Here is a 16,215-nt window from a genome sequence, read left to right on the forward strand (position 1 = left end):
GTATATCTGTTATTTGAAAGTACTCACAATCAGCATGATATAGCTATGTGATTAATCTAACCTTTCCTGTTTCTTATATCAATGTTTAGAAAGATGAAGCAACTAAAAATAAGTTTGAGTTTTTTACTCTTTTGTACGAATATTTTAGTTTTTGGACAAAAAAAACAGCCTTTCTTTTGGGGAGTAGCCACGGCCGCTTATCAGGTAGAAGGTGCTTACCAGACCGATGGTAAAGGAGAATCAAAATGGGATTTTTTGACCAATAAAGTGGGTATAACGCAATTTACTATTGGGGAAAAACAAACGGGTAATGTGTCCATCAACATGTATGACCGCACGCAATACCTCAAAGATTTGGCATTGCTCAAGCAGCTTGGTGCTAACTCTTACCGCTTTTCTTTGGATTGGAGTCGCATTATTCCCGATGGTACGGGGGCTGTTAATGAAAAAGCATTGGCACATTATGACCAATTGATTGACGATGTGCTTGCGGCGGGTTTAGAACCATTCGTGACGATTTATCATTTCGACTATCCCGTTGTTTTGATGCAAAAAGACGGTTGGGGTAACCCTGCTATGGTTGATTGGTATATCAATTATGCGTCGATTGTCATGAAACGATTTGGTAAAAAAGTCAAACATTTTATTACGTTCAATGAGCCTTACATTGAGTTCTTTTTAGTAGAAAATATGCTTCACGAACAAGAAAGCAAGCATATTCCTCCTAAAGAGTACTATATGAGCCAAATGCAAAAGGCTCATAGACAACTCATTGCCAACGCTAAAGCCATTGAATTGTATCATTCATTACAGTTGAAAGGGCAAATTGGCATCGTACTGAATGTAAATCCTGGGGCTGCTTGGAACGCCAGTAAGGTAGCCGATGTAAAAGCCGCAAATTTTCAAGATATTCTGATTAATGGCTTGTTTTTAGACCCATTATACAAAGGAAAATATCCCCAAATGGCGATGGACTCTTTAGCAAAATACAACCCTAGTTTTCAGCCAAGTGCGAGTGATTTGACCTTCATTGCTCAGAATAAGCCTGATTTTTTAGGCATAAATTTCTATGCTCCAGCAGTAGTAAAGGGCGAAGATTCTGCTATGTCATTGAAATGGCTAGACAATAATCCTGATGCCATCAAGTCGAATGTTGGTCCTGTTATGCCTGAATATTTGTACAAAATGCTCATACGCTTGAAGAAGGACTATGGTAATCCGACAGTGTATATCACTGAAAACGGGACAGGATTTGCAGGAGAAGATGTTGTGAAAAACGGAAAAGTAAACGATCCTTTGCGTATCGACTATATCAAACGACATGTGGCTTATGCCTTAAAAGCAAAAAGAGAAGGGGTAAATCTAGGAGGTTATATGGTTTGGAGTGGTTGGGATAACTTTGAATGGGTGTCGGGATATACCAAGCGTTTGGGACTCATTTATGTCGATTTCAAAACACAAGAACGCATTCCCAAACAAAGCTTTTTTGAATACAAAAAATTGATTCAGAAGTATAAAGGGATTTAAAAAGGCTCTGCCACAGCGATACCGAGTCAGCCCAGTATGACGGCAAAATAATCGAAAAAATAGGCCTTCAAAACCAAGCATAAACCCGAAATAACCCTGTTTAAGGTCATCGGAGGAGAGTACGATTTTCCAACGGAATAAATGACAGGGTAGTACTATCTCTTTTTAACCATGAAAAAAATACTTACCTATGAAAACGGACTAGTAGCCTTGATGGCCTTGGTCTTTGGCTGTCTATTTTTTGATAGATTAGCCCTCAACTTTTTGATTCCTTATGTGGCCAAAGATTTATCTTTAAGCGATACCCAAATAGGGCTGTTGGCAGGAGCGTTGTCGTTGGCTTGGGCTTTTTCCAGCTATTTTTCAACAGCTTGGGCAGAAGCCAATGCCAAAAAGAAAACCGTTTTTTTAGTAGCAGTAGGTGTTTTTTCTTTGTGTTCGGTAGGATCGGGGATGGCAAGTAGTTTTGTCACCTTGTTTGCAGCTCGTTTATTGATGGGATTTTCGGAAGGGGCTGTGATACCTTTAGCACAAAATTTTGTAGAAAAAGAATCGTCTCCCCATCGTTTGGGGCTAAATGCTGGTATTTTACAAGGCGTAGGCTCAGCTTTGTTTGGGTCTATTTTAGCTCCAGTCGTATTGGTAAAAATAGCCGAGCAAATCGGCTGGCGCGATGCTTTTTATGTGGCAGGTGTACCAGGGCTGGTATTAGGCTTGTTGGCATGGCGTTATATCAAGGCTTCAACCGCCGAGAGTATTGCCGTAAAAGAAGAGAAAAGTATCAATATCCAAGAACTTTGGCAGTATAACAACGTTCGTTGGGGTATCGCTGTGGCCTGTTGTGTATTTGGGTGGTGGTTTGCTACCTTGCCTTTTATTTCAAAATACTTTGTCACCGTTCAAGGCATGACTCCCAACGAAATGGGAAAAACGATGGGACTTTTGGGCGTATCTGGCTTGCTATCGTCGATTGTTGTACCTGCTCTTTCCGACAAAATAGGACGTAAGCCCGTCATGTTCGTATTCATGGCATTGGGTATATTGTACCCGCTTGCTGTATATGCGTTGGCTGGTTCGGCTTTCCAATTGCCTGCTATGTTTGTCACGTATTTTATGATGGGATGTTTGGCTATGGTTGCCGCCGTAATACCTTCAGAAGCAGTGCCAGCACACCTAAGAGCCAAAGCTATGGGCTTGATTATGGGGGTAGGCGAAATTGTAGGTGGTGTGCTTATCCCAGCTTTGTCAGGTATTCTCTCTGACCAAATCAACGCTAGCGCATTTTTGGGTGTTTCGGGATTATTAGCAATGCTGGGGTTAATTTTTGTGACTCAACTACAAGAAAAACCTCAGTTATAAAAATAGATATATGTTTGGATTTATAGTTTTAAGTTGCTCAAAATCATAATGATATTGGATTGCGGAAGTGTGACCCTATGTTTTTTAACAATGAACGTATTTTTCAATATTTCCGAAATCAAGAATCCCAAATCCACAATTGTTTTAGGTGATTGATTCATATATGGGTTGGTAAAAACTTGTTATTTATTGGCTAAAGAAGAACTCACCAACAAATAAGTATAATTTTTTTGTGATAAAATTTACCTTTGTTGGTAATCTAATAATCAATAACCCCAAGTTTTTACTATCAAATTTATGAAAATCAGAATACTTAGTTTTTCCTTGCTCTCGGTTATAGCTATGCTAAGTTGGGCTTGGATGAATAAAAATCAAGGAACAGAAAATGATTGGAGTGACTACCTCGGTGGCGCCAATCGTAATCACTATTCGACTTTACGACAAATTACCCCTGAAAACGTGGGTCAGCTCAAAGTAGCGTGGACGTATGCGCTTCCTGACTCTGGACAAATGCAGGTAAACCCTCTAATCATCGATGGGGTGCTGTATGGCGTGAGTGCTTCTGTGCAAGCTTTTGCTTTAGATGCCTCAACGGGTAAACAAATATGGAAATTTGGCGACCCGCTCAAACATTGGTCAAGTACCAGTCGAGGTGTGTCGTATTGGCAAAAAGGAGATGACAAAAGAATTTTATTTACCACTGGACCAAGTTTGTGGGCATTAGATGCCAATACAGGTAAACCAATTGATAGTTTTGGTGAGAATGGTAAAATCGATTTACATAAAGGATTACCAGAAATCGCCCAAAATAAGTTTATCATTTCCAATACTCCCGGGACAGTTTTCGAAGATTTGATTATTATGCCCGTGCGTTTATCGGAAGGTGCAGATGCTGCTCCAGGCGATATCAGAGCATTTGATGTGAAGACTGGTGCGTTGGCTTGGACATTTCATACTATCCCTTATCCTAATGAATATGGCTACCAGACTTTTCCTAAAAATGCCTATCAAAATAAAGAAATTGGCGGTGCCAATAACTGGGCTGGAATGGCTGTAGACAAAGAAAATGGTATTTTATTCGTGCCAACGGGCTCGGCGGCGTATGATTTTTATGGAGGAAATAGAAAAGGAAAAAATCTTTTCTCAAACTGTTTATTGGCACTAGATGCTCGTACAGGCAAGCGCATTTGGCATTTTCAAACAACACACCATGATATTTGGGATAGAGACTTACCAGCACCTCCCAATTTGTTGACAATTACGCAAAAAGGCAAAAAAATCGATGTGGTATCGCAGGTAACCAAACAAGGATATGTGTATGTGTTTGAGCGAAAAACAGGAAAACCTATTTTTCCAATCAATGAAATACCTGTGCCTAAGTCAAGTTTAGCAGGAGAAATAACATCGCCAACCCAACCGATTCCGAGCAAACCTAAACCATACGCTCGACAATCAAATACAATTACCGAAGCTCAGATTAGCCCTTATGCTGAAAACCGAGCGGAGTTAATAAAAGAGCTAAAAAAACTCAAAACAGCGATATATCAGCCCGGTAACAAAACAGGCGTATTGCTATTACCCGGCTATGATGGAGGCGCTGAGTGGGGTGGCGCTGCGGCCGATCCAGAAGGAACGCTTTATGTCAACTCTAATGAAATGGCATGGATTCTCAAAATGGTTGAGTCACCCAAAAAAGCTCAATTGAGTCAAATGACTACAGGAGAGAGATTATATTATGCTCAATGTTCGGCTTGTCATGGCAAAGATCGAATGGGGAATCCTCAGAGTAATTATCCGTCCTTGTTGGGTATTGAAAAGAAATACGATAAAGCCTATATCAACCGAATTATTAGTACTGGAAAAGGAATGATGCCCGGTTTTACGGCTATCTCGGCTAGTGACAAGCAAGCCATTGTTTCGTTTTTGGTAGGAGAGGAGAAAAAAGAGGTAAGTGCTTCTAGTCAAGCAGATAATGAGCCTTATATTCCTTTCAAAAGTGATGGGTATAACAAATTTTTGGATAATCGTGGTTTGCCAGCTATTGCACCGCCTTGGGGACAACTTACGGCTATAGATTTGAATACAGGGGAGTTTAAGTGGCGAATTCCTTTAGGTTTTGACCCTCTACTTGCCAAACAAGGAATCAAGAATACGGGTGTTGAAAATTACGGTGGTCCTGTCGTAACCGCTAGTGGTTTGTTGTTTATCGCCGCTACCAAAGATGGTTATTTTAGGGCATTTGATAAAAATACAGGCAAGCTTTTGTGGGAAACGCAACTACCTGCCGCTGCCTTTGCAACACCTTCTACTTATGCGGTGAAAGGAAAACAATACATTGTTCTCGCCTGTGGGGGCACAAAACTGGGTACACCCAAAGGAAATCTCTATGTAGCCTTTGCTTTACCTTGATAAAAAACCTTTAGGGCGATGGATTAAAAAGGTACAAACTATTTACCATTGCCCTTTTAATCTATTTTTTTATGAGAAAAGTTTAAAAAAATGAGTTAAAAAATTAAAAATAGACTCTTCCGAATAAAACCTTAATGTTGAAAAGTCAATCCTGACAATTTCAAAAACAATAGAACTATGAATCATTATCGTAAAATGCTGGCCATAGCCTTCGGACTATGTGCATGGGATTCTTTTGCCCAAAACAAGGCTGACTTTCAAACCATTCCTAGCGATGCCAAACCAAGAGTTTGGTGGCATTGGATGAATGGCAATGTAACCAATACTGGTATCCAAAAAGACTTAGATTGGATGAAACGCATAGGAATTGGGGGATTTCAAAATTTTGATGCCAATCTATTTACTCCTCAAGTCGTACCTCAAAAATTGGTGTTTATGACGCCTGAGTGGAAAGATGCTTTTCAATTTACGACCAATTTGGCGATTCAAAACAACCTTGAAATGGCGATTGCTGGCTCTCCAGGCTGGAGTGTGACGGGTGGTCCTTGGGTAAAACCTGAGGATGGGATGAAGAAATATGTGTGGACTGAAATAACCGTATCTGGTGGTAAGAATTTTACGGGAAAACTGCCACAACCTTCCGATATTACAGGAAAATTTGGAAACGTGCCTAGCGCTGTAAGTTCGTTGACAGGAGGCGTGCCAGCTGTATTACCCAAGTATTATAAAGATGCACTTGTAATTGCTTTTAAAAAGCCCAAAGCAGAGGCTGATTTTACAAAACTGAACCCAAAGGTAACGTCTAGTGGGGGAAGTTTTTCTCTTAAAGATTTGACCGACAATGATTTAGATAAATATTCATTTTTGCCACCTACCGAGATTGGACAAGATATGTGGGTACAATATGAGTTTGAAAAACCTCAAACATTTAAAGCTTTCTCGGTATCAGGGGCTGTACATACGCCTTTAGAGGAGTTTGAAGGTGGTCCCAATAATAGGAGTCTACAAGTGAGCCAAGATGGTATTACTTTCAAAGAAATTGCCAAAGTTTCGGGAAGTATTGTTCCTCATAACACGATTGCTTTTCCTGCTACTACAGCCAAATATTGGAGATTAGCCTATAAAACTTTGCCTCCAACACCTAATATTTTTGGAGGGATGTTTGGAAGTGCCGAAGCCGCTAAACCAGAAGGGGTAAATCTCGCTGAATTTGTGTTGTACAGCAGTGACAGAATCGACCAATTTGAGGATAAAGCGGGTTTTACTCCTTGGAAAGAAACCTCTTTTTCTACCCAAAATGCATCAGATATAATTTTGCCAACAGAGGTAGTAGACTTGACTTCAAAGATGACAGGTGACGGAGCAATTCAATGGCAAGTTCCTGCTGGAGAATGGGTTATCATGAGGTTTGGATATTCGTTGACAGGTCGCCAGAATCACCCAGCCTCTCCTGAAGCAACTGGCTTGGAGGTAGATAAATTAGATAAAGATGCCGTTCGACAATACATCAATACCTATCTTGACATGTATAAGGATGCTACTGGCGGACAGATGGGGGCTAAGGGTTTGCAATATATGATTTTGGATAGTTATGAAGCAGGACACATGACTTGGACAAAGGCTTTTCCTGAAGAATTTCAGAAAAGAAGAGGATATGATATCAAAAGTTGGCTTCCAGTGCTGACAGGTCGTGTAATAAAAAGTGCTGAAGCAAGTGAAAGATTTTTATGGGATTTTAGAAAAACAATTGGAGAATTGATTGCTGAAAATCACTATGATGTGATAGGAGAGGAGCTAAAAAAGCGGGGAATGAAACGCTATACCGAATCGCATGAAAATAAGCGTATTTATCTGGCAGACGGTATGGATGTGAAAAAGAATGCAGATATTCCTATGTCGGCTATGTGGACGCCAGGCAGTTTGGCAGGAGGCTCCGACGAAGAACCGAGAAGCGAAGCCGATATTCGTGAGTCTGCATCGGTGGCCAATATTTATGGTAAACCTATTGTGGCTGCCGAATCTATGACTTCGGTTGGAAATGCTTTTAGTTTTCACCCTGAAAAATTAAAACGAACTGCTGATTTGGAACTAGCTTCAGGCTTGAATCGCTTTGTGATTCATACCTCTGTGCACCAACCTTTGGATGACAAAAAACCTGGGTTTTCACTTGGACCATTCGGACAATATTTTACTCGTCACGAAACTTGGGCAGAGCAAGGTGGTAAGGCTTGGATGGAATATTTGGGAAGAAGCTGCTATTTATTACAGCAAGGAAGAAATATAGCAGATATCTTGTATTTCTATGGTGAAAATCAAAATGTTACCTCTGTATGCCAACAACAATTACCGACTATTCCGAAAGGGTATGAGTTTGATTTTGTGAATGCTTCAGCCCTAAAAGATGCTATTTCGGCTAAAAATGGAAAGTTGGTATCTTTGGCGGGAAACCAATATTCGGTCTTGAAGATTGACGATAATGCTCAATATATAACCGTTGCAACACTTCGCAAAATCAAACAATTGGCGGATGCTGGCGTATTGATTATTGGCAAAAAACCTTTGAAATCACCAACCTTATCGGATAGTGAATTGGAGTTCCAGAAATTGGTAGATGAGATTTGGAAAAAGAACAATGTGGTCGAAAACTGGGAAGCTGCTCAAAAACAAGCATTTCCTCAAGCAGATGTTCGTATTGCACAAACCAACCATTCTATTTTGTTTAGACACCGTTCTGGCGAATCTGAGATTTATTGGTTAAACAATCGCAGTGAACAGCCAACTGATGCCGAAATAAGCTTTAGAGTAACAGGAAAAACGCCTGAACTATGGAATGCCCAAACAGGTACTATCGAAAAGGTATCTTATCAAATCAAGGAGGGAAGAACTATTATTCCTATCCATTTTGAGTCATGGGATGCTGTTTTTATTGTTTTTAAAGAAAATACAGACCAAACACAAAACAGTTTGACACAACTCAAAGAAGTACATTCGACCACTATCGCAAGTCCTTGGAAAGTAAGTTTTGGAGAGAAAAACGTTAATCTCACTCAACTAGGTTCTTGGTCAGAAAATACTGACAATGACATCAAGTATTTCTCTGGTACTGCTACTTATGAAAATACATTGGCGGTTTCTGCTATCAACTCAGGGTCTCAATATTGGTTAGATTTGGGTGAAGTAAAAAATATAGCTGAAGTATGGGTTAATGGAAAAAGTGTTGGATTACTTTGGAAAAAACCTTTCAAATTGGATATTTCTTCGGCTTTAAAAGTTGGGGATAATACTCTGACAATCAAGGTAACAAACCTTTGGGTAAATCGCCTGATTGGAGATGCTCAACCTGAAACAAAGGTGAAAACAACTTTTACAACTATGCCTTTTTATCAAGCAAACTCACCTCTATTGCCTTCGGGGCTTTTGACAGCAGTAAAGTTGATTGAAAAGAAATAGTATCGCTAGTGATAAACACGAGTCATTCTAAATTGAGTGATTTGTGATTGAGCGAATGAGTGATTATTTTTAATCTACATTTTCTAGTAGAGACCAATACTTTGCGTCTCTACAGCTAGAATGCTAATTCTATAATAATCACTCATTGCAAATAACTAGTTCAAGACTTAGTCTTGGACTTATTTTTTTAGTCTCTCAACTTTATCAGATTAGACTACAACTGTCTATTAATACGCTAAATCACCGCTCAATCTATCCTTGATAAATCGGCAAGGAAAATTGGAAGATAGCTCCTTGTCCAAACTCTGATTTTACTTGAATCTGCCCTTGTTGTGCTTCAATAAACTGTTTGGCAATTGCCAAGCCCAACCCTGTACCTTTGGGACTATTAGGCGCTTGGAAGTATTTATCAAAAATCCGATCTAGATATTTAGCATCTATCCCTTTACCAAAATCCTGTACGCCAAAAACCACCTGATTTTGTTCCTGAACGACAGAAATCAAAATTTTACTTTGTACCTCACTATAGCGTATGGCATTGGTCAGTAGGTTGACCAAAACCCAAGCGGTTTTTTCAGCATCCGCCCATACCTGAGGCAGGGCAGGAGCAAGGTCGATTTGGAATTCAATAGATTTTTGTTGTGCCTGAAATCCTACAGCCATGCTAGCATAATCAATAATCTGAATCGGTGAAACCGCTTCGAAAGCAAGATTGATTTTACCACTTTCTACCTGAGTCAAATCTAAAAGCTCGCCAGTGATACCCAATAAGCGCTGACTTTCGTCTTTGATATTTTGTAACAATCCTTGTTGCTCGGCATTTAGCTCTCCAATTTTGGGATTTTCGAGCAAAGACAAACTCATTTTGATAGATGAAATAGGTGTTTTAAGTTCGTGCGAAATCGTAGCAATAAAGTTTGTTTTGGCGGCATCAAGCTCATGATATTTGGTGATATTTTGGAGAATAATCACTTTCCCTAAAAGCTTTTCTTCATTTTCTACCAAAATCCATTCTTTCGAAAAATAGGATTCTTTTCCGCCAGTATAGATTTTAATTTCTTGATTATCAGTAGAATGGTTTAATAAGCTTCGCATCAAATCGCTGTGAAGTGCAACATCCAAGGCTGATTTTCCCACCAATTCATCTTGGTTGAGGTGTAGCAAATCCAAAGCAACAGAGTTGACAAACAAAATATGTTGGTGGTCGTCTAGCCCAATGACCGCATCATTTAGTTTGTTGATAATAGCTTCAATTCTTTTCTTTTCTGATAAAATTTGAGCCAAACTAGAGTGTTCATACTCATCGAGTTTTTGAGCCATTAAGTTAAAAGCTGTCGCAAGTGCTCCAAATTCATCATTCGAGCTAAAGTGCAATCTTTGCTCATAATTTTTGGCAGTAATCGCTTTAATTCCCTCGGTTAGTTGTTTGATTGGGCTAGCTAGATAGGCAGGAAAATTGATGACGAAAGTAAATGAAATTAAAAGGCAGATAATAGTAATGATTTTCAAATAGTTAAGAGCTTCTTGAGAAATCATTTGTGCGGCCTCATTTTTTCTAAAAATAGCATTTTGATTAATTGTGGCTATTTCAAAAAGATGCGCTTTTATACTAGGCAAAAATTGAGGGTCATGCTGAGTTTTGTACAAACTCCATATTTTTCGCAATTCGATTGTTTCTTCTTTTTCTCCTTTTTCGGTAATGTTTTTTTCTTGTTGTTGAAGATTTTTTTCAAATGTAATCATCGCCAAGCTATCTGTCTGGGTGTTGAGATCAAGACTTTCCTGCATTTTCTGGACATAGCTTATTGACTCATAGTTATCGGTGAGGATATTGGCTGATTCTTCTTTGAGTTGATTGAGATAATACATGCCCATGCCTCCAAGCAAGACAATTACCCCGAATAAAAACAAAAGCCCTAGTTGTAATTTGGTTTTGATAGTCATGACAGTAATATTAAATCAATCGGACTCGAAGATAATTTTTTTAGTAATTGGGTAAAAAAGTAGGCTGATTTTAAGCCTCTAAAACCCTCAATAATTGGTTTGCCCAAGCATATTGTTGTAATCTGCTGCTGATCGGCAAAACTCATAATCGTATAGCCGACATCGTTGTGTTTGATTTTGACTACCTCAGCGCCCAATTCAGTTGCCAATTTAAGGTTGTTAATCAAATGTCTTTGTATGGATAAATCAATTTTATCGCCTGCTTCACTTTCGGATTGTACATACAAAACAAACCATTTGGCATCGTAATATGAAGCCAAACGAGCAGTTTTGCGAATAATCATTTTGGCTCTTGGCGCATTGGAGCTAACACAAGCCAAAAATCGCTGAGGGCTCAGTTTTGTGGTGCTTACCTCATGGATTACCTTTCGCTCTACTTGGTGCGCTACTTCTTTGAGAGCTAATTCTCGTAGTTGAAGAATATGAGCAGACTGGAAAAAGTTTTTTAAAGCTGTCTCTATTTTGGCAGGTTCATAAATTTTTCCTTCTTTCAATCTGTCAATCAATTCGTCGGCGGTCAAGTCAATATTTACCACCTCGTTGGCTTGTTGTAAAATCGCATCAGGGATTCTTTCGGTGACTTCAACCTCGGTAATTTGTTTAATTTCTTGGTTCAAACTTTCGATATGCTGAATATTTACTGCCGAAATCACATTGATTCCAGCGTCTAGCAATTGCACCACATCTTGCCAGCGCTTTTCGTTTTTCGAACCTTCTATATTGCTATGAGCGAGTTCGTCGACAATCACCACTTCTGGATGAATACGCAAAACGCCTTCCAAATCCATTTCTTCCAACAATTTGCCCTTGTAAAATAGCTGTCGCCTCGGAATGATTGGCAAACCATCGAGCAAGGCATGGGTTTCTACACGAAGGTGCGTTTCGACGAAAGCAATTTTGACATCTACCCCATTTTTCAAAAGACTATGCGCCTCCTGAAGCATACGATAGGTTTTGCCTACGCCTGCACACATTCCTATGTATATTTTGAGTTTTCCTCTTTTCGACGCCCTAATCAGTTCCAAGAAATAGGCGGCAGTATTTGAGTCGGACATAAAGGTTGCTTTTTGAGGGGTCAGGGGATAGGCAAAAAGGGAATAGTGTCAACCTAAATAATTCCCTTTTTGCCTAGTGCCTCTTGCCTGAACCCTATTTTAAAACTGCACTGCAATTGAGCTGGTAATAGCTAAATTGTCATTTTTAGGTTGGGATTTTTCGGTGAAAATGGCTGAATTGGCATGATAATTTTTTGCTTCAATTCTAAAAACAGCATTTTCGGCTACTTGATAATCCCAGTTGAGCGAATAACCTGTTACTTGGAATCCTTCAGGGGTATTGGTTTGTATTATTACCCCATTTTTGTCTTGATAATATTCGTATCGAGCGGCTAGACGCATTTTGGAGGCTAATTGATAACGGACAATCGCCACAGGCGAATACCAATTATTGTAAACATCTGTATTTGCTTTTTGCTGTGAACCATAGTCAAAACCTGCGATGAATCCCCATTTTTCGTGTTGATAAATCGCGTAAAGGTTTGAGAAATAACGTTTTTGGTTAATTCCATTGATTCCTTCATTGCCATAATAGGTACTCCAGTTGAGGGTTAAGTTTTCATTGGGCTTATGAGTAATTTGTGTTCCCAGACTAACAGTTTGATTTCCATCTAGTCGTTTGATTCGTTGCCAACCGTTGAGTGCCAATACGCTGGCTGTCCATTGCTGATTGGGGCTTGCATAGCTAAGTTTAGCACCTGACTCATAATAAGGGGAGTTTTCGGCTAGGATACTTCTGGTGAGCGTCCAACAGTCTTTTGAAACAGCGCTTTCGAAACCAATATGCGAAGGCAAAATACCTGCATCGAGCCAAATTTCGTGTTTTTGACTCAATTTTATCCCTACATTTGCTTCAAAAATATGCTGTAACAAAGGACTTTCCGCAGCCATATTGTACTGAGCATAAGTACCTGCCATAATGGCTAAATTGGCGCGAGTACGATTGGATGAATAAGCTCCTTTGATATACGCTAGGTTGATATTGAACTCATTATGACGATTATGATTGTATAAAAAACTAGGACGTAGATGGTCGTCGGGTTGGTTGAAATCATAGGCATAATACGCATCTACATAACCCGACCAAGTCATGGTAGAGTTGTTTGTTTGAGCCAATCCTTTACTCAAAAACATTAGCACTGAGGCGCAAATCAATAGTAATTTTTTCATGGTTTTGTTTCAAATTGCCTTAGCCTCAAAGGCTAAGGCATGGTTGTTTTTAAAATGAATTTGCAGTAGCGGCAACCCTTGCGGTTGCCATGTTGAGCTGGGCAACCGCAAGGGTTGCCGCTACTGCAGAAATGTTAACGATAAGAAAAACGGTATATTTCGGATATCGGATATTGGATTTCGGACGTGTAATCTTCTACATTTCTTAAAAATAAAGGTATTTAACCTTATTTCCGAAATCAGAAATCCCCAATCCGAAATTGGTTGAAATCCTTCACAATTCTACAATAGCACTTACAATCTATCCAAAGCCAAATTAAGTTCAAGTACATTCACAAAAGGAGTCCCCGCAGGAGATTTTTCGAGGCTATTCATCACTACTTTTTGAATAATTTCTGTAGAATGGTTTCTTGCTTTGGCGATTCTAGCGACTTGAACTAAAGCACTTTGTAAAGAAATATGTGGGTCCAGACCACTCCCTGAAGCTGTCAGTAATTCTGCTGGGATTTCGCTTGCTTTGATACCTGGATTATGTACCAAAAAAGTATCGCGTCGAGCTTGAACGGTTTGAATATAGTCGGGGTTTGAAGGACCTTTATTTGAACCACCCGATACTCCTGAGTCATAGTTTACTGCCGAAGGGCGACCCCAAAAGTATTTGTTTTGGGTAAATACCTGTCCTATTTGACGAGCTCCAACGATTTTATCACGAACTTTAACAAATGCTACATCACCTTTATTAGGTGTAAGTTGAGCGATTCCCAAAACTGCCAAGGGATATATAACTACCAACAAAATAAAACAAGCAAGGCTTAATTTGATGGCTGTGAAAAGTTGATTTTTCATGGTAATAATTTTTTAACTGAGTAGACAAAAAGATGAAACCTGCAAAATTTTGCCTACTCCAATGAGTAATATGATATTCAAACTTCAGTTGAAGGGCTGAAATTGAAGTTTAGAGTTTGTTAAACAGCTAAGGGAGAATGAAGAAGTATGGATTAGCACTGAACTAAGGATTTCAAGCTATTGTAGATTTGGGATTTCTGATTTCGGAAATAAAGTAAAATACCTTAATTTTTACAAAATATAGAAGCTTACACTTCCGAAATCCAATATCCGATATCCTAAATTATTTTTAGAATCCTTCGTACACTGCTCATTCACAATTCACAATTCTTCATTCATATTTAAAACCAAACTGATACTAGCATATCAAGTAATTTGATACCGATAAAAGGTACAATTACGCCGCCCAAGCCATATACTAAGAGATTTCTTTGTAACAAAGCTGAGGCTCCAATTGGTCGATATTTGACGCCACGCAAGGCCAATGGTATCAGAATTGGGATGATAATGGCATTGAAAATTACTGCCGATAAAATAGCACTTTCAGGCGAATGCAAACGCATGATATTCAAAGCTTGCAAAGCTGGAATACTTGCTACAAATAAGGCTGGTACAATCGCAAAATATTTCGCTACGTCATTGGCAATCGAGAAAGTGGTAAGCGTACCACGAGTCATCAACAGCTGTTTACCGATTTCTACGATCTCGATTAATTTGGTTGGGTCGTTGTCCAAATCCACCATATTACTTGCTTCTTTAGCTGCGGCAGTACCTGAGTTCATGGCCACACCCACATCGGCTTGGGCTAGGGCAGGGGCATCGTTGGTACCGTCACCCATCATGGCCACGAGTTTACCACTGGCTTGCTCGGCTTTGATGTAGTTCATTTTGTCTTCAGGTTTGGCTTCTGCAATAAAATCATCAACCCCAGCTTTTTGAGCAATATATTTAGCAGTCAATGGGTTATCGCCTGTTACCATTACGGTTTTTACACCCATTTTTCTCAAACGTTCAAAACGTTCTTGGATACCTGTTTTGATAATATCTTGTAATTCGATGATACCTAAAACTTGCTGATTTTGAGCCACAACCAAAGGCGTACCGCCATTACTGGCAATACTTTTGGTTCTTTCCACTACCTCGTCAGGAAAAGAATTACCTGCTTTTTCAACCCAATTTTTGATAGAATCCATAGCACCTTTTCTGATACTAATATTACCTAAATCTACGCCAGAAGCACGAGTTTCGGCGGTAAAAGGAATGGCTTTGGCTTCCATCGGTAATTTAGGAATCGTATAGCCGATTTGACTAGCCAATTCTATGACTGATTTACCTTCTGGGGTTTCATCGACCAATGAGCTTAGCACAACTGCTTCCACAAAATCTTCCGTTTTTTGATTTGGAGCAGGATAAAAATGCGTGGCTTTACGGTTACCAATCGTAATTGTCCCAGTTTTATCCAACAGTAAAACATCTATATCACCCGCTGTTTCAACGGCTTTACCTGATTTGGTAATCACATTGGCACGCAAAGCTCTGTCCATCCCTGCAATACCGATGGCGGATAAAAGTCCCCCAATGGTTGTAGGAATCAAACAAACAAAAAGAGAGATATATGCCGCAATCGTGATAGGCGTATTGGCGTAGTCAGCAAATGGTTTAAGACTCACGCAGACGATGATAAAAATTAAGGTAAAACCAGCCAATAAGATAGTCAAGGCGATTTCATTGGGCGATTTCTGGCGAGAAGCCCCTTCCACCAAAGCAATCATTTTATCTAAAAAGCTTTCGCCTGGTTGTGTGGTTACTCGTACTTTAATTTTATCAGAAAGTACTTTTGTACCACCTGTCACCGAAGATTTATCGCCACCTGCCTCACGAATCACAGGCGCAGACTCACCCGTAATGGCTGATTCATCGATCGTCGCTAAACCCTCAATAATCTCTCCGTCGCTTGGAATTATGTCGCCAGCTTCACAAATAAATAAGTCCCCTTTGGTCAAACTTGAAGAGCTCACCGATTGTATTTGGTCATTTTTGAGCAATTTGGCTGGTGTTTCCTCACGAGTTTTACGCAAAGACTCTGCTTGTGCTTTGCCACGTGCTTCGGCGATAGCCTCGGCAAAATTGGCAAATAATAAGGTCAGAAAAAGAACAAAAAATACAATAGCATTATAGACAAACGAACCTTGGTCGGGTTGAGAAATACTATAAATACTTACCAAAAACATCACCACCGTACCGATTTCAACCGTAAACATGACAGGGTTGTGGTACATTTGTTTGGGACTGAGTTTTGAAAATGCTGCTGATAGAGCTTCTTTTACCATTTTTTGGGTAAAAAGCGCATTGGATGTCGTTTTCATATTGTCGATTGAGTGTTGGGATAAAAGCA

At 39.5% G+C, this 16,215-nt stretch carries 9 protein-coding genes; 4 read left to right on the top strand and 5 right to left on the bottom strand.

From position 1 onward, the window contains the following. The first annotated feature begins 93 nt into the window (after positions 1–93). The 4 genes from GVN22_RS18320 to GVN22_RS18335 all read left to right on the top strand — a co-directional run bounded on the left by GVN22_RS18320 (position 94) and on the right by GVN22_RS18335 (position 8,745). Complete coding sequence (locus GVN22_RS18320) at positions 94–1,527, top strand: glycoside hydrolase family 1 protein (protein ID WP_166552458.1); 1,434 nt, start codon at positions 94–96, stop codon at positions 1,525–1,527. Positions 1,528–1,698: 171 nt separating this feature from the next. Continuing rightward, positions 1,699–2,886, top strand: a complete 1,188-nt coding sequence (locus GVN22_RS18325; RefSeq protein ID WP_166552459.1) for an MFS transporter — start codon at positions 1,699–1,701, stop codon at positions 2,884–2,886. 297 nt (positions 2,887–3,183) lie between these two features. After that, positions 3,184–5,295, top strand: coding sequence for a PQQ-binding-like beta-propeller repeat protein (locus GVN22_RS18330; RefSeq protein ID WP_166552460.1), 2,112 nt, complete (start codon positions 3,184–3,186; stop codon positions 5,293–5,295). A gap of 177 nt (positions 5,296–5,472) precedes the next feature. Beyond that, positions 5,473–8,745 (top strand): glycosyl hydrolase, encoded by a 3,273-nt coding sequence (locus GVN22_RS18335; protein WP_205690951.1) that lies wholly within the window; start codon positions 5,473–5,475, stop codon positions 8,743–8,745. 252 nt (positions 8,746–8,997) lie between these two features. Here the strand turns inward: GVN22_RS18335 and GVN22_RS18340 are convergent, their stop codons facing one another. The 5 genes from GVN22_RS18340 to kdpB all read right to left on the bottom strand — a co-directional run bounded on the left by GVN22_RS18340 (position 8,998) and on the right by kdpB (position 16,186). Next, positions 8,998–10,689: an ATP-binding protein gene (locus tag GVN22_RS18340; protein WP_166552461.1), complete on the bottom strand. Its 1,692-nt coding sequence runs from the start codon at positions 10,687–10,689 to the stop codon at positions 8,998–9,000. Continuing rightward, positions 10,686–11,804 carry a sensor protein KdpD gene (locus GVN22_RS18345; RefSeq protein WP_166552462.1) on the bottom strand — a complete coding sequence of 373 codons (1,119 nt, stop codon included), beginning with the start codon at positions 11,802–11,804 and terminating at the stop codon, positions 10,686–10,688. The genes GVN22_RS18340 and GVN22_RS18345 overlap by 4 nt, the downstream gene beginning before the upstream one ends. A gap of 99 nt (positions 11,805–11,903) precedes the next feature. Beyond that, positions 11,904–12,974, bottom strand: a complete 1,071-nt coding sequence (locus tag GVN22_RS18350) for a porin (RefSeq protein WP_166552463.1) — start codon at positions 12,972–12,974, stop codon at positions 11,904–11,906. A gap of 294 nt (positions 12,975–13,268) precedes the next feature. Then, positions 13,269–13,820, bottom strand: coding sequence for a K(+)-transporting ATPase subunit C (kdpC, locus tag GVN22_RS18355; protein WP_166552464.1), 552 nt, complete (start codon positions 13,818–13,820; stop codon positions 13,269–13,271). A gap of 341 nt (positions 13,821–14,161) precedes the next feature. After that, on the bottom strand, positions 14,162–16,186 hold the full coding sequence (kdpB, locus tag GVN22_RS18360) for a potassium-transporting ATPase subunit KdpB (protein WP_166552465.1): 2,025 nt from the start codon (positions 16,184–16,186) through the stop codon (positions 14,162–14,164). Positions 16,187–16,215 lie beyond the last annotated feature (29 nt).

This window comes from Cellulophaga sp. BC115SP (assembly GCF_009905545.1).
Taxonomy (GTDB): Bacteria; Bacteroidota; Bacteroidia; order Cytophagales; family Spirosomataceae; genus Flectobacillus; species Flectobacillus rivi.

Excerpts from the sequence above, each read along its gene's own strand:
- GVN22_RS18335 (WP_205690951.1), top strand. The coding sequence starts at position 5,473 with ATGAATCATTATCGTAAAATGCTGGCCATAGCCTTCGGACTATGTGCA.
- GVN22_RS18340 (WP_166552461.1), bottom strand. The coding sequence starts at position 10,689 with ATGACTATCAAAACCAAATTACAACTAGGGCTTTTGTTTTTATTCGGG.
- GVN22_RS18350 (WP_166552463.1), bottom strand. The coding sequence starts at position 12,974 with ATGAAAAAATTACTATTGATTTGCGCCTCAGTGCTAATGTTTTTGAGT.
- GVN22_RS18325 (WP_166552459.1), top strand. The coding sequence starts at position 1,699 with ATGAAAAAAATACTTACCTATGAAAACGGACTAGTAGCCTTGATGGCC.
- GVN22_RS18330 (WP_166552460.1), top strand. The coding sequence starts at position 3,184 with ATGAAAATCAGAATACTTAGTTTTTCCTTGCTCTCGGTTATAGCTATG.
- kdpB (WP_166552465.1), bottom strand. The coding sequence starts at position 16,186 with ATGAAAACGACATCCAATGCGCTTTTTACCCAAAAAATGGTAAAAGAA.
- GVN22_RS18345 (WP_166552462.1), bottom strand. The coding sequence starts at position 11,804 with ATGTCCGACTCAAATACTGCCGCCTATTTCTTGGAACTGATTAGGGCG.
- GVN22_RS18320 (WP_166552458.1), top strand. The coding sequence starts at position 94 with ATGAAGCAACTAAAAATAAGTTTGAGTTTTTTACTCTTTTGTACGAAT.
- kdpC (WP_166552464.1), bottom strand. The coding sequence starts at position 13,820 with ATGAAAAATCAACTTTTCACAGCCATCAAATTAAGCCTTGCTTGTTTT.